This is a genomic window from Streptomyces sp. NBC_00299 (assembly GCF_036173045.1).
Classification (GTDB): Bacteria; Actinomycetota; Actinomycetes; order Streptomycetales; family Streptomycetaceae; genus Streptomyces; species Streptomyces machairae.
Genome location: NZ_CP108039.1, coordinates 2,372,559 through 2,398,962 on the forward strand (window position 1 = coordinate 2,372,559; position 26,404 = coordinate 2,398,962).

Below are 26,404 nucleotides of genomic sequence, written 5' to 3' on the forward strand. Positions count from 1 at the left end.
AGCGTCCATCGGGTCGTCGCGAAGTAGGACGCGGGGTAAGAGATGAGGACTGTTGCGCATGACCACCACGGCCCGAAAGGCAGGCCCAAGGGCTCAGGGAGCCACCGTCTGGCTCACCGGGCTGCCGAGCGCGGGCAAGACGACCATCGCCCGCCGGCTCGGTGACCGGCTGAAGGCCGAGGGACATCGCGTGGAGGTCCTCGACGGCGACGAGATCCGCCGCTTCCTCTCCGCCGGCCTCGGCTTCTCCCGGGAGGACCGGAACACCAACGTGCAGCGCATCGGGCTGGTCTCGGAGGTGCTCGCACGCAACGGCGTGCTGTCCGTCGTCCCGGTCATCGCACCGTACGCCGACAGCCGCGAGGCGGTGCGCAAGCGGCACGAGGCGAGCGGGACGCCGTACATCGAGGTGCATGTCGCCACCCCGGTGGACGTGTGCAGCGAGCGGGACGTGAAAGGGCTGTACGCCCGGCATGCCGCGGGGCAGTTGTCCGGACTGACGGGTGTCGACGACCCGTACGAGCCGCCCGAGGCCCCCTCCCTCGTCCTTCCCACACAGCTCCAGACACCCCAGGAATCGGCCGCCGCCGTCTACGCCGTACTGGCGGAACGGGGGCTGGTGTGAGCGGGTTCGCTCTCTCCCACCTGGACGCGTTGGAGTCCGAGGCGGTTCACATCTTCCGTGAGGTGGCGGGTGAGTTCGAGCGGCCGGTGATCCTGTTCTCCGGTGGCAAGGACTCCATCGTCATGCTGCATCTGGCGCTGAAGGCGTTCGCTCCCGCGGCGATCCCGTTCACGCTGCTGCACGTCGACACCGGGCACAACTTCCCCGAGGTCATCGAGTACAGGGACCGTGTGGTGGCCGCCCATGGGCTGCGCCTCCACGTGGCCTCCGTACAGGACTACATCGACCGGGGTGTGCTGCGCGAACGTCCCGACGGGACACGGAATCCGCTGCAGACCCTGCCGTTGACGGAGAAGATCCAGAGCGAGCGGTTCGACGCGGTCTTCGGCGGCGGGCGTAGGGACGAGGAGAAGGCGCGGGCCAAGGAGCGCGTCTTCTCGCTGCGGGACGAGTTCTCGCAGTGGGACCCGCGCCGCCAGCGGCCCGAGCTGTGGAACCTCTACAACGGCCGGCACGCGCCCGGCGAGCACGTGCGCGTGTTCCCGCTCTCCAACTGGACCGAACTGGACGTGTGGCAGTACATCGCCCGCGAAGGCATCGAGCTGCCGGACATCTATTACGCCCATCGGCGTGAGGTGTTCCGGCGGGGCGGGATGTGGCTGACGGCGGGTGAGTGGGGCGGGCCCCGCGAGCACGAGGTCGTCGAGAAGCGTCAGGTCCGCTATCGCACGGTCGGCGACATGTCGTGCACCGGCGCGGTGGACTCCGACGCCGACACCATCGAGAAGGTGATCACCGAGATCGCCGCGTCGCGGCTGACGGAGCGTGGCGCGACGCGTGCCGACGACAAGATGTCCGAGGCCGCGATGGAAGACCGTAAGCGCGAAGGGTACTTCTGAGCATGACCGTGAACACGCTTCGGTTCGCCACCGCAGGGTCCGTCGACGACGGCAAGTCGACGCTGGTCGGACGCCTGCTGCACGACTCGAAATCAGTCCTGACCGACCAGCTGGAGGCCGTGGAGCACGCCTCCCGCAACCGCGGCCAGGACGCCCCCGACCTCGCACTGCTCACCGACGGCCTGCGCGCCGAGCGGGAACAGGGCATCACCATCGACGTGGCCTACCGCTACTTCGCCACCCCGCGGCGGCGGTTCATCCTCGCCGACACCCCCGGCCACGTGCAGTACACCCGCAACATGGTCACCGGCGCCTCCACCGCCGAGCTGACAGTGATCCTCGTCGACGCCCGAAACGGGGTCGTCGAGCAGACCCGCCGGCACGCGGCGATCACCGCACTGCTGCGGGTTCCCCATGTGGTCCTCGCCGTCAACAAGATGGACCTGGTCGGGTACGAGGAGCGGGAGTTCGACGCGATCGTCGAGGACTTCGCGGGCCATGCGGCCGAGTTGGGGCTGGCCGGCTTCACTCCGATCCCGGTCTCGGCGCTCGTCGGGGACAACGTCGTGGACCGCTCGGCCCACATGGACTGGTACCGCGGCCCGGCGCTCCTGGAGTTTCTGGAGAACGTCCCGGTCGGCACCGATCCCGCCGACGCCCCTGCCCGCTTCCCTGTCCAGTACGTGATCCGGCACGGTGAAGCCCGCCACTACGCGGGCCAGTTGACGTCGGGTGGGTTGCGGGTCGGCGACCGGGTGACCGTGCACCCGTCCGGCGCGACGTCCGAGATCACCGGCATCGACGTACTCGGCCGGGACGTCGACGTGGCGTACGCGCCGCAGTCGATCAGCGTGCGCCTCACCGACCAGCGGGACGTCTCGCGAGGCGACCTGCTCACCACGGGCGTCGACGTCCCCGCGCTCACCCGGTACGTCCGGGCGGCCGTGTGCCACCTGGCCGACCGCGCGCTGAGGGTCGGCGACCGGGTACTGGTCCGGCACACCACCCGAACCGTGACGGCCGTCGTCAAGGACCTCGGCGGGGCAGCCGAGTTGAGGGCCAACGACCTGGGCCGGATCACCCTGCGCACCGCCGAGCCGCTCGCCCTCGACGACTACGCGGCCTCCCGGCGCACCGGCGCGTTCCTCCTGATCGACCCGGCGGACGGCACGACGCTGACCGCCGGTATGGCCGAGCTCAACTCCCCAGACTGAGCCGGGGTTTGGGCGCGTCCGTGCGCCCCGTCTGCGGACGCCGGCTGCCCGCACGGTACGGCGCCGGCCAGACGACGCCGGGGCCGTCGTAGCCCTGCTCGGCCGCCGCGTGCAGGGTCCAGTGCGGGTCGTAGAGGTGGGGTCGGGCGAGGGCGCACAGGTCCGTACGGCCCGCCAGAATCAGGGAGTTGACGTCGTCCCAGGAGGAGATCGCACCGACCGCGATCACCGGCAGACGGGTGGCGTGGCGGATCCGGTCCGCATACGGCGTCTGGTACGACCGCCCGAACTCCGGCCGCTCGTCGGCCACGACCTGGCCGGTCGACACGTCGATCGCGTCGGCGCCGTGCGCGGCGAAGGCGCGGGCGATCTCGACGGCGTCCTCGGCCGTCGTCCCGCCCTCGGCCCAGTCCGTGGCGGAGATACGGACGGTCATGGGCCGTTCCTCCGGCCAGACGGCCCGAATGGCGTCGAAGACCTCGAGCGGGAAGCGGAGCCGCTTCTCCAGGGAGCCGCCGTACGCGTCGGTGCGTCGGTTGGTCAGCGGGGAGAGGAAGCCGGAGAGCAGGTAGCCGTGCGCGCAGTGGAGTTCGAGGAGGTCGAATCCGGCGCGGGCGGCGCGCCAGGTGGCGGCGGTGAACTGCTCGCGAATGTCGGTGAGTTGGGACCGCGTCAGCTCGCGCGGGGTCTGGCTGTACGGCTTGTAGGGGAGCGGGGACGGGGCCACGAGCGGCCAGTTGCCGTCCTCCAGCGGCTCGTCCATGCCCTCCCACATGAGCCTGGTCGAGCCCTTGCGCCCGCTGTGGCCGAGCTGCACACCGATCGCGGTGCCGGGGGCCTGCGTGTGCACGAACTGGACGATCCGCCGCCAGGCCTCCCCCTGCTTGCCGGTGTAGAGGCCGGTGCAGCCGGGGGTGATCCGGCCCTCCGGGCTGACGCACACCATCTCGGTCATCACCAGGCCGGCCCCGCCGAGGGCGCGGGCGCCGAGGTGGACGAGGTGGAAGTCGCCGGGGACGCCGTCGGTGGCCGAGTACATGTCCATCGGGGACACGACGACCCGGTTGCGCAGGGTCAGGCCGCGCAGCCGGAACGGGGTGAACATCGGGGGCGTGCCGGCCGGGCAGCCGAAGTCCCGCTCAACGGCCTCGGTGAAACCGGCGTCACGCAGGCGCAGGTTGTGGTGCGTGACGCGGCGGCTGCGGGTGAGGAGGTTGAAGGCGAACTGGCGCGGCGGCTGGTCGAGGTAGAGGCCGAGGTTCTCGAACCACTCCAGGCTGGCGCGGGCGGCGCGCTGCGTGGAGGCCACGACGGTCTTGCGCTCCTCCTCGTACGCCCTCAGAGCGGCGGGGATGTCGGGCTGTTCCTCCAGGCAGGCGGCGAGCGCGAGGGCGTCCTCGACGGCCAGCTTGGTGCCGGAGCCGATGGAGAAGTGGGCGGTGTGGGCGGCGTCGCCGAGCAGGACGACGTTGTCGTGCGACCAGCGCTCGTTGACGACCGTGCGGAAGGTGGTCCATGCCGACTTGTTGGACTTGAGGGACCGTCCGCCGAGCGCGTCCGCGAAGATCTTGGCGCAGCGGGCGATCGACTCCTGCTCGTCGAGCTCGTCGAATCCGGCGACTCGCCACACCTCCTCGTGCATCTCGACGATCACGGTGGAGGCGTCGGGTGCGTAGGGGTAGCCGTGCAGCTGCATCACGCCGTGCTCGGTCTCCGCGATCTCGAAGCGGAAGGCGTCGAAGGCGAAGTCGGCGGCCAGCCAGATGTAACGGCACTGGTGCGTGGCCACATGGGGGCGGAACACATGGGCGTAGGCCTCGCGGGTGGTGCTGTTCACACCGTCTGCGGCGATGACGAGGTCGTACGTCTCTGCCAGCGAGGCCGGGTCCGGGGCCTGTGCGCGGAAGCGGAGCTCCACGCCGAGGGTGCGGCAGCGCTCGTGGAGGATCTCCAGGAGGCGTTTTCTGCCGAGTGCCGCGAAGCCGTGTCCTCCGGAGGTCTGGCGGGTGTTGCGGTGGACGATGTCGATGTCGTCCCAGCGGGTGAAGTGTTGTTGGAGGGCGGCGTAGACGTGAGGGTCGGCGTGTTCGATGCCGCCGAGGGTTTCGTCGGAGAGGACCACTCCGAAGCCGAAGGTGTCGTCGGGGGCGTTGCGTTCCCAGACGGTGATTTCTCGGGTGGGGTCGAGGCGTTTGAGGAGGGCGGCGGCGTAGAGGCCGGCGGGGCCGCCGCCGATGACGGCGACTCTTTGGGGGTGGTCGGTCGACTTGGGCGGCCGCGGGTCCGATGCCGAGAGCATCCCCCTACCTCCCTTGCCATGTGGGCGGGCGCTTCTCCGTGAAGGCCGCGTGGAACTCTGCGTAGTCCTCGCCGTTCATCAGCAGCGCCTGCGTCGACGCGTCCATCTCCACCGATGCCGCCAACGGCATGTCCAGCTCGGCCGTCAGCAGGGCCTTCGTCTGGGCGTACGCCAGAGCCGGGCCCTCGGCCAGGCGGCGGGCGAGTGCCTGCGCGGCCTCATCCACCTTGCCCTCGTCCGTCATCTCGCTGATCAGGCCGATGCGCTCGGCCTCCGGTGCCCGGACCGGTTCGCCCAGCATCAGCAGCCGGGTCGCGTGACCGAGGCCGACGATCCGGGGCAGCAGGTACGCGGCGCCCATGTCGCCGCCGGACAGCCCGACCCGGGTGAAGAGGAAGGCGAAGCGGGCGGTGGGGTCGGCGACCCGGAAGTCGGCCGCGAGTGCCAGTACCGCCCCGGCCCCGGCCGCCACCCCGTGCACCGCCGCGATCACCGGGAACGGGCACTCCCGTACCGCCCGCACGACCTGCCCGGTCATCCGGTTGAAGTCGAGGAGCTCGGCGGTGTCCATGGCCAGGGTGGCGCCGATGATCTCGTCGACGTCGCCGCCGGAGCAGAAGCCGCGGCCCTCCCCGGCCAGCACCAGGGCCCGCACCGCCCGCTCCCGGGACAGCTCGGCGAGCAGATCGCGCAGGTCGGCATAGGCGCCGAAGGTGAGCGCGTTGAGTTTCTCGGGGCGGGCGAGGGTGACGGTGGCGACCCCGTCGGCCTGCTCGACCCGCAGATGTTTCCAGTCGGGGGTGCGGGCGGCGGAGCCGGTGAAGGGACTCATGACGTGCGGCCTCCTCGGGCGGACGGCGGGCACTGCCTCGCTGAGCTCTACCCTCCGAGCTCTACCCCTCGAAACTATCACTCAACTTTGACCGTCGTCACGAGCACGCAATAAGCCGACCGGGTGTGACCTTGCTCCGTCACATCCGTCACGGCTCGTCGACACCCCCGTAACGACGGGATCAACCGCGCGAGGGCGGCCGTTCACCTGGGTAAGTCGCCCAGCAGTCGGGGCCGAAGGTTCCGAACGGTGCCCTTCGGAGGCCCTTCGCCGGGTGGCGCCGTACCATTCATAAGGTTGAAAGCAGGACAGCCTGCTCATGAACGGACCCGCCTTGCAAGATCGCCCCTCAGCCTCCGCCTCCTGGCGTATCGCGCTGCCGCACACGGTCGCGGCCGTGCCCGTCGCGCGTGCCCTGGTCCGTACGGCGCTGGCCGAGCTGCAGCACGCCGCCGACAGCGACACCGCGGAGCTGCTCACGGCGGAGCTGGTCGCGAACGCCGTGGAGCACACTGCCGGCGAGGGCCCGATAGAGCTGGTCGTGGAGTTGCTGCCGTCCGGCTGCCAGGTCGAGGTCCACGACCCGGACCCGGCGCCGCCCGGCGACCTGACCCGCCCCACCAGGGGCGAGCCCGACCCCTGGCAGGAGCACGGCCGGGGCCTCCTCCTGATCCGCACCCTGAGCTCGTCCTGCGGCCACCGCCCGACGGACTCCGGCAAGGCGGTCTGGTTCAGACTGCCGGTCGTGCCGGCTCAGCGCCGCCCGCTGTAGCCGCCTCAGGCCAGGGTCGCCACCAGGACGGCCTTGATCGTGTGCATCCGGTTCTCCGCCTCGTCGAAAACGACGGAGTGCGCGGACTCGAAGACCTCGTCCGTGACCTCCAGCGACTCCAGTCCGTGCCGCTCGAAGATCTCGCGCCCGACCTTCGTACCCAGGTCGTGGAACGCCGGCAGGCAGTGGAGGAACTTCACGGCCGGGTTCCCGGTGGCCCGCAGCACGTCCATGGTCACGGCATACGGAGCCAGCGCGGCGATCCGCTCGTCCCACACATCCTTGGGCTCCCCCATGGAGACCCAGACGTCCGTGGCGACGAAGTCCGCCCCGAGGACCCCCTCGTCGACCTTCTCCGTGATCGTGATGCGGGCACCGCTGGTCTCGGAGAGCTTGAGGGCCTGCTCGATGATCGCCTGCGCGGGCCAGTACGCCTGGGGGGCGACGATGCGCACGTCCATGCCGAGCAGCGCCCCGGTGATCAGGTACGAGTTGCCCATGTTGAAGCGGGCGTCGCCGAGGTAGGCGAAGGCGATCTCCTTCGGGGGCTTGCCGCTGTGCTCCGTCATCGTCAGCACGTCGGCCAGCATCTGCGTCGGGTGCCAGTCGTCGGTCAGACCGTTGAAGACGGGCACGCCCGCGTACGCCGCCAGCTCCTCCACGTTCGCCTGGCTGTCCCCGCGGTACTCGATCCCGTCGTACATCCGCCCCAGCACCCGCGCGGTGTCCTTCACGGACTCCTTGTGGCCGATCTGCGAGCCCGACGGGTCGAGGTACGTCGTCGAGGCGCCCTGGTCGGCGGCCGCGACCTCGAACGCGCAGCGGGTGCGCGTCGAGGTCTTCTCGAAGATCAGCGCGATGTTCCGGCCCCGCAGGTACTGCGTCTCGGCCCCGGCCTTCTTGGCGGCCTTCAGCTCGGCGGCCAGCTCGACCAGCCCGAGGAACTCCCGCCCGGTGAAGTCGAGCTCCTTGAGGAAGTGGCGGCCGGCGAGGGCGGTCGGGACAGTCGCCATGGGGGCGCTCCAGAGGTACGTGAACAGGGACCTTGGAAGTCTATACGACCATAGGCATTTCTATACAGTCGGCTCTCGGTCTATACGGCCGCGCGCTCGACCGGACAGCTCATGCACCGCGGCCCGCCCCTCCCCCGCCCCAGCTCGCTCCCCGGGATCTCGATGACCTCGATGCCCTGCTTGCGCAGATGCGTGTTGGTGGTGGAGTTCCGCTCATAGGCGACGACCACACCCGGCTCGACGGCCAGCACGTTGCAGCCGTCGTCCCACTGCTCACGCTCGGCCGCGTGGACGTCCTGGGTGGCGGTCAGGACACGGATCTCGCTGAGGCCGAGCGCGGCGGCGATCGCGCGGTGCATGTGCTCCGGCGGGTGGTCGGTGACCTTGAGCTCCTTGTCGCCGGCGCCCGGTTCGATGGTGTACGAGCGGAGCATGCCGAGCCCGGCGTACTGGGTGAACACGTCGCCGTCGACCATCGTCATCACGGTGTCGAGATGCATCAGGGCGCGCCGCTTGGGCATGTCGAGGGCCACGATCGTCTGCGCCGACCCGGCGGCGAACAGCTTGTGGGCGAGCATCTCGACAGCCTGGGGCGTGGTCCGCTCGCTCATCCCGATGAGCACGGCCCCGCTGCCGATCACGAGGACGTCCCCGCCCTCGATGGTGGAGGGATAGTCGGCCTGCCCCTCGGACCAGACGTGGAACGCTTCGTCGCGGAACAGCGGGTGGTGCCGGTAGATCGCCTCGAAGTGGACCGTCTCGCGCTGCCGGGCGGGCCAGCGCATGGCGTTGACGGAGACGCCGTCGTAGATCCAGGCGGAGGTGTCCCGGGTGAAGAGGTGATTGGGCAGAGGCGCGAGGAGGAAGTCGTCCAGCTCCATGACATGGAAGCGCACGGAGATCGGCTCGGAGTGCGCCTCCAGGAACTCCCGTTTGGTCATGCCGCCGACGAGGGCTTCGGCCAGTTCGGGTGAGGGCAGGCCTTCGTAGGCCGCACGGAGATGATCCGTGGCCAGCACCCCGTACTCCTTCTCGTCGAAGACCCTGTCCAGGACGAGCTTCCGGGCCGCCGGGATCTCCAGGGCCTCGGTGAGCAGGTCGCCGAACAGATGGACGGTGACCCCGCGGTCGCGCAGGACGTCGGCGAACCCGTCGTGCTCGGCGCGCGCCCGGCGCACCCACAGCACGTCGTCGAAGAGCAGGGCGTCCTTGTTGCTGGGGGTGAGCCTTTTGAGCTCGAGATCGGGCCGGTGCAGGATGACGCGGCTCAGCCGCCCGGCCTCGGAGTCGACATGGAATCCCATGCCTCCATCCTGACCATCGCCGACCGGGTTCACCCCCTGCTTGACCGTTTCCGTTTTCGTCCTCTTGACGACAAGCAGGTATCGCGATTATCGTCTACATGACGAAAAGCGAGGGGGTCCCCATGGCCGACATCACCCGGCGCCTCGGCTGGCGCCATCTGCGCGGCGCGCCCACGGCGCACATCCGCCACCATCGCGGCGGCAAGCTGCTGCACGACGGTCCCGGCCTCAGCTTCTGGTTCCGGGCGCTGACCGCCGCGCTGTCCGAAGTGCCGGTCGACGACCGGGAGCTGGCGATGACCTTCCATGCCCGTACGTCCGACTTCCAGGACGTGGCCGCACAGGCGACGGTCACCTACCGGATCAGCGACCCGGCGGTGGCGGCGTCGCGCCTGGACTTCTCCATCGACCCGGACACGGGCGCGTGGCGGGGCACGCCGCTGGAGCAGCTGGGGACGCTCCTGACGGAGACGGCCCAGCAGCACGCGCTGGACGTCCTGTCCCGTACGCCGCTGTCGGCGGCACTGGTCGACGGCGTGACGGCGGTGCGGGAGCGGATCGCCGCGGGCCTGGCCGGCGAGCCGCGGCTCCCGTCGACGGGCATCGAGGTGGTCGCCGTACGCGTCATGGCGCTGCGCCCCGAACCGGAGGTGGAGCGGGCGCTGCGCACCCCGGCCCGCGAGCAGATCCAGCAGGAGGCGGACCGGGCGACGTACGAGCGCCGGGCGGTGGCCGTCGAGCGGGAACGCGCGATCGCCGAGAACGAACTGGCCAGCCAGATCGAACTCGCCCGCCGCGAGGAGCAGTTGGTGGACCAGCAGGGCACGAACGCGCGGCGGGAGGCCGAGGAGCACGCGGCGGCCGACGCGGTCCGGGCCGAGGCGGAGGCGGCACGGACGGTACGGCTGGCCGACGCCGAGGCGGCTCGTTCCGTACGGCTGGCCCGGGCGGAGGCCGAGGGCGCGCGCGAGGTCGGTGAAGCGCGGGCCCAGGCGCAGGCCGCCTGGCTGCGGGTGCACGGCGAGGTCGACGTGGCGACGCTGCACGCCCTCACCGGGACACGGCTCGCGGAGAACCTGCCGCGGATCGACAGCGTGACGGTGTCGCCGGACGTGCTGACGGGGCTGCTCGCCAGACTCGGCACCCAGGAGCAGGCGTGAGCCTCGCTCCCCGGGTCGTCCTCGTCCATCGCACCACGGAGTACGAGGAGCTGGTGGCCCGGCACGGCACGCACGGCCAGGCCGCCTTCTTCCTCGCCTCCCGGGGCCGGGACATCGCGGAGGTCGCCGAACGCCACCACCGGACGCGCCGGGCCCTGGCGGACGTGACGTCGGCGATTCCGCTGACCTGGCGTCAGAGCCGGGTCGAGCGGGCCGACTTGGACCGGTTCCTGTTCGCACCGGAGGACGTGGTGGTCGTGGTCGGGCAGGACGGCCTGGTCGCGAACGTGGCCAAGTACCTCGCGGGACAACCGGTGCTGGGCATCGACAGCGATCCAGGCCGCAACCCGGGCGTCCTGGTGCGCCACCGCCCCGAGAACACCGGCCCGCTGCTCACCGCGGCGCAATCCGCGAGGGGCACCTTCGACGAACTCACCATGGTCGAGGCCGTGGCCGACGACACCCAGCGGCTCGTGGCGCTGAACGAGATCTACCTGGGCGCCGTCGGACACCAGACGGCCCGATACCGCCTGGGCCTGGAGGACGACGGGGGTGTCGTCGAGGCCCAGGCCTCGTCCGGGGTGCTGATCGGCACCGGGACGGGGGCGACCAGCTGGATCCGGTCGGTGTGGCAGGAGCGGGGAGGGCAGCTCCGGCTGCCCTCCCCGACAGAGGAACGCCTGCTCTGGTACGTCCGCGAGGCCTGGCCGTCCCCGGCCACCGGTACGTCACGGGTGGCCGGGGAACTCGCCGCCGCGGCCCGTCTCCACCTCACCGTCGAGTCCGAGCGGCTCGTCGCCTTCGGGGACGGGATGGAGACGGACGCGGTCGAGCTGACCTGGGGGCAGACGGTCCGGGTCGGCGTGTGCCGGGAGCGGCTGCGGCTGGTCGGCTGAAGCCGCTCCCCCGGCTCACAGCCGGGGGTCGACCGGCTCCGACTCCAGCGCCAGCACCCCGAACACCGCCTCGTGCACCCGCCACAGCGGCTCGCCCTCCGCCAACCGGTCCAGGGCTTCGAGGCCCAGCGCGTACTCGCGGATGGCGAGGGACCGCTTGTGGTTGAGGAACCGCTGCCGCAGCCGGGCCAGGTTGTCCGGCCGCGTGTACTCCGGACCGTAGATGATCCGCAGGTACTCCCGGCCCCGGCACTTGATCCCGGGCTGGACCAGGCGCCCTTCCCCTCCCCCACTCTCGGCTTCGCTCGAGCGGGGGGACCCCCATCGAACCACCGCGCCGACCGGCTTGACGACCATGCCCTCGCCGCCGCGGCCCGTCATCTCCAGCCACCAGTCGACACCGGCCTGCACCGACTCCGGGTCACCGGTGTCGACGTAGAGGCGCCGTGTCGTCTGCAGCAGGCCGGTGCTGTCGTGCTCCACCAGCCGGTCGAGAAGGGCGAGCTGCTCGTTGTGCGGGAGCGCGGCCAAGCTGCGGCCCTGGACCGCCAGGATCTGGAACGGCGCCAGGCGTACACCGTCCAGGCCGTCCGTGGTCCAGCAGTACCGGCGGTACGCCTCCGTGAACGCGGCGGCGTCCGTGGCCCGTCCGCGCTGGCGGGCGAGCAGGTCGGACACGTCGACTCCGCGCGCCGCGGCACCCTCCAGGGCGGCCAGCGCACCCGGGAACACCGCCCCGGAGGCGGCGCCGACCGCGGCGTACTGCGACCGCAGCAGACCGTGCGCCTTGAGCGACCACGGCATCAACTCCGCGTCGAGCAGCAGCCAGTCGGTCTCCAGCTCGGCCCACAGGCCCGCCTCGGTGACCGCGGTACGGAGCCGCTCCAGGATCGTCTCCGTGACCGACTCGTCGTCGAAGAACGGGCGACCGGTGCGGGTGTACAGCGACCCTGTGGGACCGTCGACCCCGAACCTCTTGCGCGCGGCCTCCGCGTCCCGGCACACCAGCGCCACAGCGCGCGAGCCCATGTGCTTCTCCTCGCACACGACCCGCTCGACACCGTCCGCCGCGTACTGCGCGAAGGCCTCCGCCGGGTGCTCCAGGTAGCCCTCGATGTGGCTGGTCGCCGTGGGTGCCATGGTCGGCGGGAGGTACGGCAGCAGGCGCGGGTCGACGGCGAAGCGGCTCATGACCTCCAGGGCCGCGGCCGCGTTCTCCTCACGGACCGACACCCGCCCGGCGTGCCGGGTCTCGACGACCCTGCGGCCGTGGACGTCGTTCAGGTCGAGCGGCCGTCCGTCGTGCCCGCCCGGCGCCTCCGTCCGCAGCGGCTTGGTCGGCTCGTACCAGACCTGCTCGGCCGGTACGTCGACCAGTTCCCGCTCCGGCCAGCGCAGCGCGGTCAGTTTGCCGCCGAAGACGGCACCGGTGTCGAGGCAGATGGTGTTGTTCAGCCATGTGGCCTCCGGCACCGGGGTGTGGCCGTACACCACAGCCGCGCGGCCCCGGTAGTCCTCCGCCCAGGGGTAGCGCACCGGCAGCCCGAACTCGTCGGTCTCCCCGGTGGTGTCGCCGTACAGCGCGTGCGAGCGCACCCGCCCCGAGGTGCGGCCGTGGTACTTCTCCGGCAGACCGGCGTGGCAGACCACGAGCCGGCCGCCGTCGAGGACGTAGTGGCTGACGAGCCCGTCGATGAACTCCCGCACCTCGGCGCGGAACTCCTCGCTCGCGCCCTCCATCTGCTCGATGGTCTCGGCGAGTCCGTGCGTGTGCTGGACCTTGCGGCCCTTGAGGTAGCGGCCGTACTTGTTCTCGTGGTTGCCCGGCACGCACAGTGCGTTGCCCGACTTCACCATCGACATCACGCGGCGCAGCACGCCCGGGCTGTCCGGGCCGCGGTCGACGAGGTCGCCGACGAAGACGGCGGTACGGCCGTCCGGGTGCACGCCGTCGACATAGCCCAGCTTGCCGAGCAGCGACTCCAGTTCGGACGCGCAGCCGTGGATGTCACCGACGATGTCGAACGGCCCGGTGAGGTGGGTGAGGTCGTTGAAGCGCTTCTCGGTGACGACGGACGCGTTCTCGACATCGTCCACCCCGCGCAGGACGTGCACCTTGCGGAAGCCCTCGCGCTCCAGGTGCCGCAGGGACCGGCGGAGTTCACGGGTGTGCCGCTGGATGACCCGGCGCGGCATGTCGGCCCGGTCGGTGCGGCCCGCGTTGCGCTCGGCGCACACGTCCTCCGGCACGTCGAGCACGATGGCTATCGGCAGCACGTCGTACTGCCTGGCCAGCTCGATCAGCTGCCGCCGGGAGTCCTGCTGCACGCTGGTGGCGTCGACGACCGTACGGCGGCCGGCCGCCAGGCGCTTGCCCGCGATGTAGTGCAGGACGTCGAAGGCGTCCCGGGTCACGCTCTGGTCGTTCTCGTCGTCGGAGACCAGGCCGCGGCAGAAGTCGGAGGAGATGATCTCCGTCGGCTTGAAGTGCCGGTGGGCGAACGTGGACTTGCCGGAGCCGGAGGCGCCGACGAGCACGACGAGGGAGAGGTCGGTGACGGGCAGGACCCGTCCCTTGGTCGCCTGGGTGGTGTTCTCGCTCATGCCGCCTTCGCCTCCTTCTCGTCGTTCACACTGCTCTTCATGCCGGCTGTGCTGATTTCAAACAGGGCCATCTGCGTGGGCGGCCCCACCTCCGGGTCGTCCGGCCCGACAGGTACGAACTCCACGCCGTACCCGTGCCGTTCGGCCACCGCCTCGGCCCACGCCCGGAACTCCTCGCGCGTCCACTCGAACCGGTGGTCGCCGTGCCGGACATGGCCGGCCGGGAGGGACTCCCAGCGGACGTTGTACTCGACGTTCGGGGTGGTCACCACAACCGTCCGCGGACGCGCGGAACCGAACACCGCGTACTCCAGGGCGGGCAGCCGCGGCAGGTCGAGGTGCTCGATGACCTCGCTGAGCACGGCGGCGTCGTAGCCCTTGAGCCGGCTGTCGGTGTAGGCGAGGGAGCTCTGGAAGAGCTGCACGCGCGAGGCCTGCCGCTCCCCCATCCGGTCCAGCTTCAGCCGCCGCCCGGCGATGGTCAGCGCCCGCATCGACACGTCCACGCCGACGATCTCGGTGTACGCCGGGTCCTTGAGCAGCGCCTGCACCAACTGCCCCTGCCCGCACCCGAGATCGAGCACGCGCGCGGCACCGGACGTCTTCAGCGCGGCCATGATCGCGTCCCGGCGCTGCACGGCGAGCGGCGTCGGCTTCTCCTCGGCCTCGCTCTCCGCCTCGACCGCGTTGTCGATGTCCTCGACCTCGCTGTCGTCGGCCTCCGCGAGCCGCACCAGCTCCAGCCGCTCCATCGCCTGCCGGGTCAGCGACCAGCGGCGCGACAGATACCGGCTGGTGATCAGCTTCTGCTCCGGGTGCTCCGCCAGCCAGCCCTCACCGGCCCGCAGCAGCTTGTCGACCTCCTCGGACGAGACCCAGTAGTGCTTGGCGTCGTCGAGGACGGGCAGCAGGACATAGAGGTGACGCAGGGCCTCGGCGAGGGTCAGCGCCTCCGACTCCAGCACGAGCCGCACATAGCGCGAGTCTCCCCACTCGGGGAACTGCACGTCCAGCGGCACGGGTTCGGCGGTCACCGCCCAGCCGAGCGGCTCGAACAGCCCCCGTACGAGATCGGGGCCGCCCCGGGCCGGAAGCGCGGGCACCTCGATCCGCAGCGACCGCGGCTGAGCCGGCAGGTCAGGACGGGCGGTGCACACACCCCGCATCGCGCTGGAGAACACGCCGCTGAGCGCGACCGCGAGCAGCGAGGAGGCGGCGTACGGCCGGTCGTTGACGTACTGCGCGAGCGCCGCGTCGGGAGCGCCGCCCCGCCCCTTGCCCTTGCCGCGCCGGACCAGTGCCACCGCGTCGACCTCCAACAGCAGCGCCGCCGTGCAGCGCTCGGCATCGGCCTCGGGGTAGAGGACGTGCGCCTTGCCGTACGAGGTGGAGAACACCTGCGCCTTCTCGGGATGCTTGTGCAACAGGAAACCGAGATCGGTGGCGGGGCGTTCCGGGGTGCCGGTGGCAGTGATGGTCAGAAACACGTTGGGTCGGCCTTTGAATAGGGTCTGAGCTGCGCATGTGCGCCGCCAGTACAACGTACAGAGCAGACGCCGCAACCACCCGGGGTTTTCGTCCCGCCCGGTTCCGCCCGCTGCTGTTTCTGGGCCTCTCCACCTGCCCGTCCGACCGCCGCGCGACCCCGATTGTCAGTGCCCTCTGTCAGGATCCGGCCATGGATCTCGCAGATGCTCTCGCCGGGCTCGACGACCGGCCCTGGGCCACCTTGCAGCACGCGTACGGCAGCGCGGAGGACGTGCCTGCCGTGCTGCGTGCGCTGACGGCCGCCGACTCGGAGGCGGCCGGACAGGCACTGCACGAGCTCTACGGCAACATCTGGCACCAGGGGACGGTGTATGAGGCCACGGTGGAGGTGGTGCCGTTCCTTGCGCGGCTGGCGGCGGGCGGGTGCCGGAGCGCCGACGTGCTGGTACTGCTGGGTTCCATAGCCGAGAGCGAGGACGAGCACGAGGTGGCCCGCGGCGCATGCCGTGCCGCGGTGGCCGCCCAACTCCCCTTGCTCCTCCCTCTGTTGGACGAAGGGGATGCACAGGTGCGCCAGGCCACGGCCTGGATGGCCGGACACACAGACGCGCGGGACGAGACCTGGCCGGCGCTGCAGCGGCGCTGGGCCGTGGAAGGGGAGCCGGTCGTCCGGGCGGAACTGCTGGCCGCGATGACCAGGTTGGATCCGGGAGCGAGCGCGGACACGGCCACGGCGGCACTGGAACCGACGGGCCCGGCACAACTGCGCCTCGCCGCCGTGCTGGCCTGCCTGGACGCGGGCCTGCCATGGACAGCGACCTGCCACGACACGCTCCTCTCCATACTCCCCGCCGACGATCTGGTCGCCGAACGGTTCGACGAGAACCAGCGCGAGCCGTTGCAGACCGTGGTCGACGCGCTGCTGCGCCGGGACACGGACGAGGAGCGCGAGGCCGCGTTCGGTCTCCTGGCCGCCGCATTGGCGCTTCCGGAGCCGGAGATCCGCGCGGAAGCGGTGTGGGCCGCCGACCACGCCTGCATGATCTCGCGTGCCGCCCCGGGACGCCTGCTCCCCCGCCTGCTCCCCCTCCTCGACGATCCGTTGTCCGCGCCGCGTGTCCTGAGCCTGCTGGGCAAGATCACGGGCGTGCCGTCAGTCACAGCGCACGATGCTCTCACCGACGCCCTCGCCAGCCTCGCCGTCGACGGCGACGACACGGCGGACAGCGCCCTGGCGGCACTCGTGCCCCTGGCTCCCGAACGGGCCGCGCGTCTGCTCGCGGCCGACCTGCCGCGGCGCCCACGAGCACTGGCTGTCGCGGCCGGTGCCCGCGGCTTCGGTGCGACGGGCGAGGCGACGCTGCCCTTCGAGCCCGCGCTCCTCGACGCGGTCCGCCGACGTCTCGCAAACCCGAAGGTGAGCGGCAACGAACCGATCCATCTCGCCCTCCTGCTGACCTCCTGGGGCACGCAGGCCTCGCCCGCGGTCCCCGAACTGCTCGACGCCCTACCCCGCATTCCGCTCGCCGGACCGGGGGCACTGGCAGCCGCGTGCCCCACCGAGGGCCGGATCCGCAAACGCATCGAGGACGAGCTGCGCAAGGCAGCCCGCAAGGGCCCCGAGGAGGGCCGCCCGGCCGCCGCGCACGCGCTGCACGAGTTGACCGGCGACGCATCCCCGCTCCACACCGCCATCCGCTCCGGCCTCGCCGGCAAGGCCTACGACGTCCTCGAGGCCGCCCGACGCTGCGCCCAACTCGGCAGGAGGGCAGCCGATTTGCTGCCGGACATACGCGCAGCGCTGAGCGACCCCGCCCAGCCCCGGACCACGCCGCAGCTGGACGCCGACGTGGAACTGGCCGAGGCGCTCTGGAACATCACAGGTGACGCCACCGAGCCCGTACGGATCCTCGACGCGGTGCTCGCGGAGTCCGACGGGCCCTGGTTCACCTGGACGGGAGTCCGCGCCGCGCGCGTGGCGGCCCGGCTCGGCCCCGCCGCGGCGCCCTTGCGCCCACCACTCGAGCGCATGCTCGCCACGCCCCTGCACGCACCGGCCTGCGTGCTGGCCCTGCTGACGATCGGCATCGAGGAAGAGCTGCGCAGGACGCTGCCCGATACGGTCCTGACCGCGGCGGAACACAACGCCGACCCGGACACGGCACTCGACGCACTCCTGTCCCTGGGCCTCCCCACCCTCACGGACGCGCACCTGAACCGCCTGGCAGCCCTGGCCGACGGGGACCGCCGAGTCGTGAACTTCGGGCTGGAGGACGGGATCATCCACGCCGACGAACGACTGCGCACGAGGGCCCGGGCCACCATGTCGGCCCTGGAGGAACGGGCGACGCCGGAGGTGTGAGGCGCGGAACCACGACGGCCCCCGGAAGGCATGCTCTCGGGGGCCGCGAAGGGGGCAGGCAGGTCAGGCGCTACGACAGCTGGGACTGAACCTGGGAGGAGATGAGCTCCAGGTGGTCCAGGTCGTCCAGGTCGAGAACCTGGAGGTAGATCCGCCGGGAGCCGATCTCCTGGTACCGGCCGATCTTGTCGACGACCTCGTGCGGAGACCCGGCGAGCCCGTTGACCTTGAGCTCGTCGACCTCCCGCCCGATCGCGGCGGCACGACGGGCGACCTCCTTCTCGTCCTTGCCCACGCACACCACAAGGGCGTTGGAGTAGACGAGGTCGTCACCCTTGCGCCCGGCGTCCTCGGCGGCGGCGCGCACCCGCCCGAACTGCCGCTCACTGTCCTCGACCGAAGCGAACGGCATGTTGAACTCATCGGCGTACTTGCCGGCCAGCCGCGGAGTACGGGTGGCGCCGTGCCCGCCGATCAGAACCGGAATCCTGTCCTGGGCGGGCTTGGGCAGGGCGGGCGACTCGGTCAAGTCGTAGAAGCTGCCGTGGAAGTCGAAGGTCTCGCCGGCCTTGGTCGCCCACAGCCCCGTGACGATGGCGAGCTGCTCCTCCAGCCGCGCGAACTTCTCCTTCGGGAACGGGATGCCGTACGCCTTGTGCTCCTCCTCGAACCAGCCCGCACCCAGCCCGAGTTCCACGCGGCCGCCGGACATCTGGTCGACCTGGGCGACCTGGATGGCGAGCACGCCGGGCAGCCGGAAGGTGCCGGCGGTCATCAGGGTGCCGAGGCGAATGCGCTTGGTCTCACGTGCGAGACCGGCAAGTGTGATCCAGGCGTCGGTGGGCCCGGGCAGGCCGTCCCCGGAGCCCATCTTCAGGTAGTGGTCGGACCGGAAGAACGCGTCAAAGCCGAGATCCTCGGTGGCTTTCGCCACGGTGAGGAGGGTGTCGTAGGTGGCCCCCTGCTGGGGCTCGGTGAAGATGCGAAGATCCATGTCTCCATCCTGCACGCCGAGGCACCCGTCAACCGCGCGGGTCCCCCTGCCCCCCGCGTCCCCGGTCGGGTGAATTCCGTCAACGCCGGAGCCGCCCCCTGCCCGGGCCAGTGACCGGCCCTCACGGTGATCGTTGGCTCGATCGGAGCCGGACCGCCCGGCCCTCGCGCCGGCCCTGCCGGCCGGAGCGTCACCGTGTCGGCCCACTGCCACTGGGGGCCGGAGGCCCGAGGAGGCCGTCATGTCCGAGGAAATCGCGCCACAGCAGACCACCAGCGACGCCGGCCAGCCCAAGGGGCTGCTGCAGCAGATGGAGGAGCTGATGGCAGCCCTGAACGCGGACCTGTCGGCCCTGGACGCGGACCTGCAGTCAACGGGGCCCCAGCGCCAGGACACCGACGCCGGCTGACCCTCCACCCCCGCCAAGGGCGGAGCCCCCTGGACCCCATCGACCCGAACGGCCTCGTCTCCATCGCCGGACGGGCTGAGATTGCCCGGACCGGCACCACGTCACCCTCAAGCACCCGACAGGCTGGAATGCCGGGACCGGCACCGACCAGTGACCGGCGAAGTGGCCGTGGTGGCGGTGTCGCACCCCCGCGGCGCCGCAGTCGCCCACGGCGGCAAGGGGACGTGCCGGGGGGTGTCCGCCCGCAGTGGCCGGCGTCAACACGCGGTTCCTCCTGGCCCAAGGTGACCGCCGGTCCGAGGACGGACACCCCCGGCACGGCCCCGACCCACAACGAACCCGCAGGCGCTACGCGCACCCCCACCCACCCCGCACAGGCCGCCGAAGGCATCCCGCAGACCTACCCCGCCGCAGGCAACCCCTCCCGGTCCGCCAGCCTGCGCAGCATCTCCCGCACCCGATCCCGAGACTCGTCCGCCGCGTCGATCGCCTCCATGCACTGCCAGTACGTCGTCTCGTCATCCGCCGCGCTGGCCATACCCACCAGAGCGATCCCCACCTCCCCCAACAGGCTGTCCAGATGCATCAGCGACTGCCGAGCATCGCCCAACTCCGTGAGCTGAGCCGCGCGTAAGTCACCCTCCGCAAGGTCCGGTACCTCCAGCACCCCACACCCACGCCCCGCCAGCTCGGTCAACCCCAGCGCCTCGCCCCGCAGTTCAGGTGGCCCGAACACCGCCAGCCGGCTGCCGATCGCCTGCGCCAGGGCCTGCGCCTGCCACACCTCGGTCAAGATCTCCGGCGCGCCCTCGCTCCCGGCCAGCGCCCGCCTGCTCGTCACGATCAGCCGCACCGCGTCCATACGCAGTCCCCGTCTGTCCCGACGCGCTGCCCACGCGCCGCCCGAACTCCCTTGTCCACTACCCAGAGTGAAGGCCCTTGAGACGAAAAGCCAGAGGAAGACGGAAATCTGCGGACAACTTTTCGGCTACAGCCAGGCAAACGAACACTCAGAGTGAAAGCGGACCGAGGCCCTCCCCACCTCTACGGCTTCGGAAACCTCCGCTCGTTCCGATCGATCTTCGCGTCCAAGGCCGCCAACGGATCGATCCCGAGCGCCTCGCACAGCTGCAACAGATAGGCGAGCACGTCCGCCACCTCATCGGTCACCCGCCCCGCGGTCTCCGCGTCGTCCATGACCCGAGCCGACTCCTCGGGCGTCAGCCACTGGAAGATCTCGACGAGTTCGGACGCCTCCACACTGAGCGCGGCGACGAGGTTCTTCGGCGTGTGGTACGGCTGCCAGTCGCGCGCGGCAGCGAACTCGGCCAGCCGGCGCTGCAGCTGGGCCACATCGAGAGGTTCGGTCACGGCTCCAGGTGTACCACCGTCACACCCCCCACCCCGGCCGCCCCAGCCGCCTCCGACACCCCCACCGACCCCGGCACCGTCCCCGCACCCGCCACCACACCCGCCAAGTCACTCACAGCCCCCACCACCCGAATATGCCCCCGCTCACACATCCGCGCAGCAAGCCCGACCAACTCCCCTCGCTGCACCGGATCCAGCCCCCGATCGAGCCCGTCCACCACCACACTCAACGTCTGCATCGCCGCAGGCACCTCCCCCACCGGATCGACCTCCAGCACCCCCGGCCCGGTCAGCAGCACCAGTGACAGCGCGAGATACCGCAGCTCACCGTCCCCCAACCGCCCGAGCTCCGTGCGAACCCCGTCCCCCCGGTCGAGCACCCCCCGTACCGTCCCGCCCCCCAGCACTTCGGCGGCCACATCGGCCACCGCCCCGGCACACCCCGCCCGCACCGCGCTCACAAGCTGCGCATGCCGCCGCGCGCACTCGGCACGAGTCCGCCAGAGCACATCGGCAAGGTTGTCGCAGCCCCTGAGCAGCCGCCCGGAACCAACCGGCACGGGACCCCGCATCCGATCGGGCCGAGGGTCACATGCGAACACCGACCGCAACGCCACGACCATCTGCTCGGCGGCGGCCAGCACCCGCCGCTGCCCCTCCGTCTTCCCGGCCACCCGCAGCGGCAACAGCGCGGTACCGAGCCGGTCGTCGGGCAGCGGCGCCCGTGTCACCGGCGACTGACCGGCCGTATGCCAGGCGGCCTGCACACAACGCCGACTCGGATCCCGCAGGGCAGTCTCCAGCAGGACGACCCCGTCCGCGCTCAACCGCTCCCCCACGATGCGCAGTTCGGGCTCGGCCTGCACGGCGACGTCGAGTCGAACGGGCCCCTCGGGACCGTCGGCGGTACAGCCGATCCGGAAGCCCCGCCGCTGCTGCACATCGGGCCGGGCCCGCTCGGGCACGCAGGCCACCGGATCGGGGAACACCTCCCCGACCTCGGCACCGCCACCGAGCCGAGCAAGCGCCTCGTAGGCCCGCAGCGCGGTCGTCTTCCCGCAGCCGCTCGGCCCGGCCAGGACCGTGAACGCCCCGAGCGGCAGCGCGACCCGCCGATGCCGGGCGAACGCGGAGAGCCGTAGCTCGGTCAGATGGGGCCGGCCGGAACACCCGCCGCCCGCGCCATCCACCCGCCGCCCCTGCGCGGGGACGGACACGACACCGGAAACCGACGACACGGACGATGCAGAGGAGCCAGCCATGCCCGGACCGTAGGCCCGCTACCGCAAGATGAACCGTTCCACCTCGGCAGCCTTCCTACGATCGAGCGACCACCGCAGGCCCGACCCCCCTCACGCACCCCTCACGTACCGGGAACCCCCGCCCCCTCCATCAACCCGCTGACCTCGGTCCCGGGCGGCGTCAGCAGGAACACGTTCCGGTCCACCCGATGCATCCCGCTCGCCAGGCCGAAGACGACCCCGGTGCTGAAGTCCAGCACCCGCTTGGCCACCTCCGTCTCGGCCCCCGTCAGATCGAGCAGCACCGGAATCCCCGCCATCAGCGTCTCGGCGACGTCGCGGGCGTCCGCGAACACATTGACCCGCAGAACGACGAACCGGCGACGCGGTTCCGTCGCCGCTTCCGGAGGCACCCGGTGGTCCACCGCGGACGGCCAGGCGTCCCGGCCCCGCAACGGCACGACCTGGGCGAGCCCTTCCCACTGTTCATCGGTGACGTCGTGGCTGTTCACCGGCTCCCCCCGCCTTGACTCGCCTTCAATGCCTGCACCAGCCAATTCTTACGCCAAGTCACCCGTTCGGCCCAACACCGACACGGTCCGCGAGCCCCTTGCGCGCATCGCGACTCCTCCCGACGCGCCCCCTCACAGCTCGAACGGGCCGCCTGTGTGGCCTACGTAACTCCTCATGATCAAGGGATGTGACATCGACGTAACGGGCAATTCGTACGCTCCAGACATCACCCCGACCGCCGGAGAAGGGCAGCACGTGACCGAGACCACCTCCACGACTCAGGTCCGGACGGTCTGCACGTACTGCGGGGTCGGCTGCGGAATCCTGCTGGACGTCGGAATGGGGCCGGACGGACGGCGTACGGTCCTGAAGGCCTCCGGCGACAAGGCGCACCCGGCGAACGCGGGCCGACTCTGCACGAAGGGCGCGACCACGGCCGAGATGCTCGCCGCGCCCGGGCGGCTGACCACGGCGCTGGTCAGGGACGACCGGGGCGAGGAGCCGGTGCCCTCCCCGATGGCCGACGCGATCTCCGAGACCGCCCGGCGGCTGCGCACGATCATCGACGAGCACGGGCCCGACGCGGTCGCCTTCTACGTCTCCGGGCAGATGAGCATGGAGGCGCAGTACCTGGCGAACAAGCTGGCCAAGGGGTTCGTAGGGACGAACCAGATCGAGTCGAACTCCCGGCTGTGCATGGCCAGTGCGGGCATGGGCTACAAGCTGTCCCTCGGCGCCGACGGGCCGCCCGGGTCGTACGAGGACTTCGACGGGGCGGACACCTTCCTGGTCATCGGCTCGAACATGGCCGACTGCCACCCGATCCTCTTCCTGCGCATGATGGAGCGGGTCAAGGCGGGCGCCAAGCTCATCGTCGTCGACCCCCGGCGTACCGCCACCGCCGCCAAGGCCGACCTCTACCTCCAGCTCAAGCCGGGCACCGACCTGGCCCTCCTCAACGGCCTTCTGCATCTGCTCGTCGAGAACGGCCACACCGACCCCGGCTTCATCGCCGCGCACACCGACGGCTGGGAGGTGATGCCCGCCTTCCTCGCCGACTACCCGCCGGCCACCGTCGCCGAGATCACCGGACTCGCCGAGGACGACCTCCGTACCGCCGCCCGGCTGATCGGTGAGGCGGGCGAGTGGATGAGCTGCTGGACGATGGGCCTGAACCAGTCCACGCACGGCACCTGGAACACGAACGCCCTGGTCAACCTGCATCTCGCCACCGGCGCCATCTGCCGCCCGGGCTCCGGCCCCTTCTCGCTCACCGGCCAGCCCAACGCCATGGGCGGCCGCGAGATGGGCTACATGGGGCCGGGACTGCCCGGCCAGCGGTCCGTCCTCGTCGACTCCGAGCGGGACTTCGTCGAGGAGATGTGGGAGCTGCAGCCGGGCACCCTGCGCGCCGACGGGGTCGGCAAGGGGACCGTCGAGATGTTCCAGAGGATGGCCGACCGGGAGATCAAGGCCTGCTGGATCATCTGCACCAATCCCGTCGCCTCTGTCGCCAATCGCCGCACCGTCATCGAGGGGCTCGAGGCCGCCGAGTTCGTCGTCACGCAGGACGTCTTCACCGACACCGAGACCAACGCGTACGCGGACATCGTGCTGCCCGGCGCCATGTGGACCGAGGGCGAGGGTGTCTTCGTCAACAGCGAGCGCAATCTGACCCTGACCCGGCCCGTCGCCGACCCGCCCGGCGAGGCGATGGCGGACTGGCGGATCATCGCGGCCGTCGCGTGTGCGATGGGGTACGAGAAGGGGTTCTCGTACGACAGTGCCGAGGACGTCTTCGAGGAGATACGGCGGGCCTGGAACCCGGTGACCGGCTGGGATCTGCGCGGGGTGACGTACGAGCGGCTGCGGGCCACACCCGTGCAGTGGCCGGCCGCCGACCCGGACGGGCCGCACCGCAATCCGATCCGGTACGTCGACCCGGACGGCGGGCTGCGGTTCCCCACCGCGAGCGGGCGAGCCGCGTTCCACGCCCGGCCGCACATGCCGGCCGCCGAGATGCCGGACGACGACTACCCCTTCGTACTGAACACCGGGCGCGTTCAGCACCAGTGGCACACGCTGACCAAGACCGGCAAGGTCGCCAAGCTCAACAAGCTGAACCCGGGGCCGTTCGTGGAACTGCATCCGGCGGACGCGCGCGAGTTGGGGATCGCCGACGGGGACCAGGTGGAGGTCGCCTCGCGGCGTGGGCGGGCCGTGCTGCCGGCGGTGGTGACCGAGCGGGTGCGGCCGGGGTGCTGTTTCGCGCCGTTCCACTGGAACGACCTGTTCGGGGAGTATCTGAGCGTCAACGCGGTGACGAGCGACGCGGTGGATCCGATCTCCTTCCAGCCGGAGTTCAAGGTGTGTGCCGTCTCCCTGGCGCGGGTCGCGGCTCCCACGACGGCGCCCGAGCCGGAGGTTCCGGCGGTACCGGTCGTGCCGGCCCTGACGCCGACAGCCGTCACCCCTGGCACATCCGCCCCCTTCGACCCCTTCGGTCTGGAACCCGCGCCGCCGCCCGTCCTGTCCGCGCAGGAACGCCTCTACCTCACGGGGTTCCTCGCCGGCCTGGACTCCGGCGCGCCTGGGGTGCCCGTGCTCCCCCCGGACGCCCCCTTCAGCCCCGAGCACGCGTTGTGGGTCAACGGCGTCCTGGCCGGCATGTACTCCCGCACGGCGGCGCAGCCGCGTACGCCGCAGGGCCGGGAGGTCGTCGTGCTGTGGGCCTCGCAGACCGGGAACGCCGAGGAGTTCGCCACCGCCACCGCCGAGCGGCTGGGCGCGGCCGGGCACCGGACCACGCTGGTCGGCATGGACGAGGCCGATGTCCGCGCCCTCGCCCGCACGGCCGACCTGCTCTTCATCACCAGCACGTTCGGCGACGGCGACGCGCCCGACAACGGAGCCGGCCTCTGGGACACCCTGTCCGAGGACGAGGCTCCGCGGCTGGACGGGGTGCGGTACGCCGTGCTCGCCTTCGGGGACTCGTCGTACGACGACTTCTGCGGGCACGGGCGCCGGCTCGACACCCGGCTGGGCGAGCTGGGCGCGGTGGCCCTGGCCCCCCGCACGGACTGCGAACCGGACTACGAGCCGTCCGCCGGCGCGTGGCTCGACCAGGTCCTCACGGCGCTCGGCGGCACGGACGCCTCCGCCGTCGAGAAGCCGAAGGGCGAGCCGAACGCCGGGCGCAGGCCCGCCCCCACCACCGCCCGCCTGGTCGGCAACCGGCTGCTCAGCCGACCCGGCGGCGGCAAGGAGGTGCGGCGCTTCACCTTCGACACGAGCGGTACCTCGCTGACGTACGAGGCGGGCGACGCGCTCGGCGTGCGGCCGGTCAACTCGTCCGCGCTGGTGGAGGAGTGGCTGGCCGCGACCGGAGTGGCCGGCTCAACTCCCGTACAGGTGGATGGCGTTGGCGAAGCCTCGTTCGCCGAGTCCTTGTACCGGCACCTCGACATCACGCGGATCACCCCGGACCTGCTCCGTTTCGTCGCCGAACGCGTCCGCGACGACCGGGAGTTGCGGCGGCTGCTGCGGCCCGACAACAAGGACGCCCTGGCGCAGTGGAGTTGGGGGCGGCAGGCCGTGGACGTCATCGCCGAGCACCCTGTGCGGGCGGACGCCGAGGAGTGGGCCGGGGTGCTGCGCAAGCTCCAACCGCGCCTGTACTCCATATCGTCGAGCCCACTCGTCGACCCGCACCTCGTTTCGCTCACCGTCTCCGTCGTCCGGTACGAGAACCTGCACGGCCGACCGCGCGGCGGTGTCTGCTCGCCCTTCCTGGCCGACGCCGACCCGGACACCGAGGTGCCGGTGTTCGTGCAGGCGTCCCCGCACTTCCGCCCGCCCGCGGACGCCTCGACGCCGATGGTGATGGTGGGCCCGGGCACCGGTGTCGCGCCGTTCGTCGGCTTCCTCCAGGAGCGGCGCGCGCTCGGGCACCGGGCGCCCAACTGGCTGTTCTTCGGCGAGCAGCACCGGGCGAGCGATTTCTACTACGAGGACGAGCTGACCGCGCTGCTCGACGAGGGCACCCTCGCCCGCCTCGACACCGCGTTCTCCCGCGACCAGCGCAACAAGGTGTACGTCCAGGACCGGATGCGCGAACACGGCCCCGAGCTGTGGCGCTGGCTGCAGGACGGCGCCCACTTCTACGTCTGCGGCGACGCCTCCCGCATGGCCAAGGACGTGGACCGGGCCCTGCGGGACATCGCGGTCGCGCACGGCGGCCTGGAAGAGGCGGAGGCGTCGGCGTACGTGAAGCGGCTGGCGGCGGCGAAGCGTTACGTCCGGGACGTGTACTGACCCTGCCACCGGGGCGCGTTGCCCTTCTCACCCGCCTCACACCGCCTCCGCCCGGCAGCCCCGGCTGCGGGTCCTGCCCCGGCGCCCGGCGCGG

20 protein-coding genes are annotated in these 26,404 nt (G+C 71.3%); 9 read left to right on the plus strand and 11 right to left on the minus strand.

Translation table 11 applies throughout. The features are described 5' to 3' along the window. The first annotated feature begins 58 nt into the window (after nt 1–58). From cysC to OHT51_RS10285, 3 genes are read left to right on the plus strand one after another with little or no spacing between them, the layout of a single operon-like run. A complete protein-coding gene (cysC, locus tag OHT51_RS10275; RefSeq protein ID WP_328878611.1) occupies nt 59–625 on the plus strand; it encodes an adenylyl-sulfate kinase in 567 nt (188 codons plus the stop codon). Further along, nucleotides 622–1,524, plus strand: coding sequence for a sulfate adenylyltransferase subunit CysD (gene cysD / locus OHT51_RS10280; protein ID WP_328878612.1), 903 nt, complete (start codon nt 622–624; stop codon nt 1,522–1,524). The genes cysC and cysD overlap by 4 nt, the downstream gene beginning before the upstream one ends. Before the next feature lie 2 nt (nt 1,525–1,526). Next, nucleotides 1,527–2,738: a sulfate adenylyltransferase subunit 1 gene (locus OHT51_RS10285; RefSeq protein ID WP_328878613.1), complete on the plus strand. Its 1,212-nt coding sequence runs from the start codon at nt 1,527–1,529 to the stop codon at nt 2,736–2,738. On the opposite strand, the gene OHT51_RS10290 is transcribed toward OHT51_RS10285, so the two are convergent. Then, nucleotides 2,722–5,037, minus strand: a complete 2,316-nt coding sequence (locus OHT51_RS10290) for a bifunctional salicylyl-CoA 5-hydroxylase/oxidoreductase (protein WP_328878614.1) — start codon at nt 5,035–5,037, stop codon at nt 2,722–2,724. The two genes, OHT51_RS10285 and OHT51_RS10290, sit on opposite strands and share 17 nt — an antisense overlap. A 4-nt stretch (nt 5,038–5,041) precedes the next feature. Then, complete coding sequence (locus OHT51_RS10295; protein ID WP_328878615.1) at nt 5,042–5,869, minus strand: enoyl-CoA hydratase family protein; 828 nt, start codon at nt 5,867–5,869, stop codon at nt 5,042–5,044. A gap of 319 nt (nt 5,870–6,188) precedes the next feature. Here OHT51_RS10295 and OHT51_RS10300 point away from each other — a divergent pair, with 319 nt between their 5' ends. Then, nucleotides 6,189–6,641 (plus strand): ATP-binding protein, encoded by a 453-nt coding sequence (locus OHT51_RS10300; protein ID WP_328878616.1) that lies wholly within the window; start codon nt 6,189–6,191, stop codon nt 6,639–6,641. 5 nt (nt 6,642–6,646) lie between these two features. Here OHT51_RS10300 and argF read toward each other — a convergent pair whose 3' ends face one another. Further along, nucleotides 6,647–7,654 (minus strand): ornithine carbamoyltransferase, encoded by a 1,008-nt coding sequence (gene argF, locus OHT51_RS10305; protein WP_328878617.1) that lies wholly within the window; start codon nt 7,652–7,654, stop codon nt 6,647–6,649. Nucleotides 7,655–7,734: 80 nt separating this feature from the next. Further along, nucleotides 7,735–8,958, minus strand: a complete 1,224-nt coding sequence (locus tag OHT51_RS10310; protein WP_328878618.1) for an arginine deiminase — start codon at nt 8,956–8,958, stop codon at nt 7,735–7,737. 122 nt (nt 8,959–9,080) lie between these two features. Between OHT51_RS10310 and OHT51_RS10315 the strand changes: the two genes are divergently transcribed. Both OHT51_RS10315 and OHT51_RS10320 read left to right on the plus strand, forming a co-directional pair. Then, on the plus strand, nt 9,081–10,118 hold the full coding sequence (locus tag OHT51_RS10315; protein ID WP_328884297.1) for an SPFH domain-containing protein: 1,038 nt from the start codon (nt 9,081–9,083) through the stop codon (nt 10,116–10,118). After that, a complete protein-coding gene (locus OHT51_RS10320) occupies nt 10,115–11,014 on the plus strand; it encodes a hypothetical protein (RefSeq protein ID WP_328878619.1) in 900 nt (299 codons plus the stop codon). The genes OHT51_RS10315 and OHT51_RS10320 overlap by 4 nt, the downstream gene beginning before the upstream one ends. Nucleotides 11,015–11,029: 15 nt before the next feature. Here OHT51_RS10320 and OHT51_RS10325 read toward each other — a convergent pair whose 3' ends face one another. Both OHT51_RS10325 and OHT51_RS10330 read right to left on the minus strand, forming a co-directional pair. Further along, nucleotides 11,030–13,618 carry a polynucleotide kinase-phosphatase gene (locus OHT51_RS10325; protein WP_328878620.1) on the minus strand — a complete coding sequence of 863 codons (2,589 nt, stop codon included), beginning with the start codon at nt 13,616–13,618 and terminating at the stop codon, nt 11,030–11,032. After that, nucleotides 13,615–15,105 carry a 3' terminal RNA ribose 2'-O-methyltransferase Hen1 gene (locus OHT51_RS10330; RefSeq protein WP_328878621.1) on the minus strand — a complete coding sequence of 497 codons (1,491 nt, stop codon included), beginning with the start codon at nt 15,103–15,105 and terminating at the stop codon, nt 13,615–13,617. Before OHT51_RS10330 ends, OHT51_RS10325 begins: the two co-directional genes overlap by 4 nt. A 191-nt stretch (nt 15,106–15,296) precedes the next feature. Between OHT51_RS10330 and OHT51_RS10335 the strand changes: the two genes are divergently transcribed. Continuing rightward, nucleotides 15,297–17,468 carry a hypothetical protein gene (locus OHT51_RS10335; RefSeq protein WP_328878622.1) on the plus strand — a complete coding sequence of 724 codons (2,172 nt, stop codon included), beginning with the start codon at nt 15,297–15,299 and terminating at the stop codon, nt 17,466–17,468. 70 nt (nt 17,469–17,538) lie between these two features. On the opposite strand, the gene OHT51_RS10340 is transcribed toward OHT51_RS10335, so the two are convergent. Beyond that, a complete protein-coding gene (locus tag OHT51_RS10340) occupies nt 17,539–18,462 on the minus strand; it encodes an LLM class F420-dependent oxidoreductase (protein WP_328878623.1) in 924 nt (307 codons plus the stop codon). 241 nt (nt 18,463–18,703) lie between these two features. Between OHT51_RS10340 and OHT51_RS10345 the strand changes: the two genes are divergently transcribed. Then, nucleotides 18,704–18,871 carry a hypothetical protein gene (locus OHT51_RS10345; protein ID WP_328878624.1) on the plus strand — a complete coding sequence of 56 codons (168 nt, stop codon included), beginning with the start codon at nt 18,704–18,706 and terminating at the stop codon, nt 18,869–18,871. A gap of 400 nt (nt 18,872–19,271) precedes the next feature. On the opposite strand, the gene OHT51_RS10350 is transcribed toward OHT51_RS10345, so the two are convergent. The 4 genes from OHT51_RS10350 to OHT51_RS10365 form a co-directional block, all read right to left on the minus strand. Then, nucleotides 19,272–19,733 carry a DUF6099 family protein gene (locus tag OHT51_RS10350; RefSeq protein WP_328878625.1) on the minus strand — a complete coding sequence of 154 codons (462 nt, stop codon included), beginning with the start codon at nt 19,731–19,733 and terminating at the stop codon, nt 19,272–19,274. A 182-nt stretch (nt 19,734–19,915) separates the two neighbouring features. Then, the gene (locus OHT51_RS10355; protein ID WP_328878626.1) at nt 19,916–20,242 is read right to left on the minus strand and encodes a nucleotide pyrophosphohydrolase; all 327 of its coding nucleotides are present in this window, start codon (nt 20,240–20,242) and stop codon (nt 19,916–19,918) included. Beyond that, the gene (locus OHT51_RS10360) at nt 20,239–21,504 is read right to left on the minus strand and encodes an AAA family ATPase (protein ID WP_328878627.1); all 1,266 of its coding nucleotides are present in this window, start codon (nt 21,502–21,504) and stop codon (nt 20,239–20,241) included. The genes OHT51_RS10355 and OHT51_RS10360 overlap by 4 nt, the downstream gene beginning before the upstream one ends. A 101-nt stretch (nt 21,505–21,605) precedes the next feature. Further along, the gene (locus OHT51_RS10365; protein ID WP_063807332.1) at nt 21,606–21,995 is read right to left on the minus strand and encodes a cell division protein SepF; all 390 of its coding nucleotides are present in this window, start codon (nt 21,993–21,995) and stop codon (nt 21,606–21,608) included. Between the two features lie 256 nt (nt 21,996–22,251). Here OHT51_RS10365 and OHT51_RS10370 point away from each other — a divergent pair, with 256 nt between their 5' ends. Next, complete coding sequence (locus OHT51_RS10370) at nt 22,252–26,310, plus strand: bifunctional nitrate reductase/sulfite reductase flavoprotein subunit alpha (RefSeq protein WP_328878628.1); 4,059 nt, start codon at nt 22,252–22,254, stop codon at nt 26,308–26,310. Nucleotides 26,311–26,404: the final 94 nt, after the last annotated feature.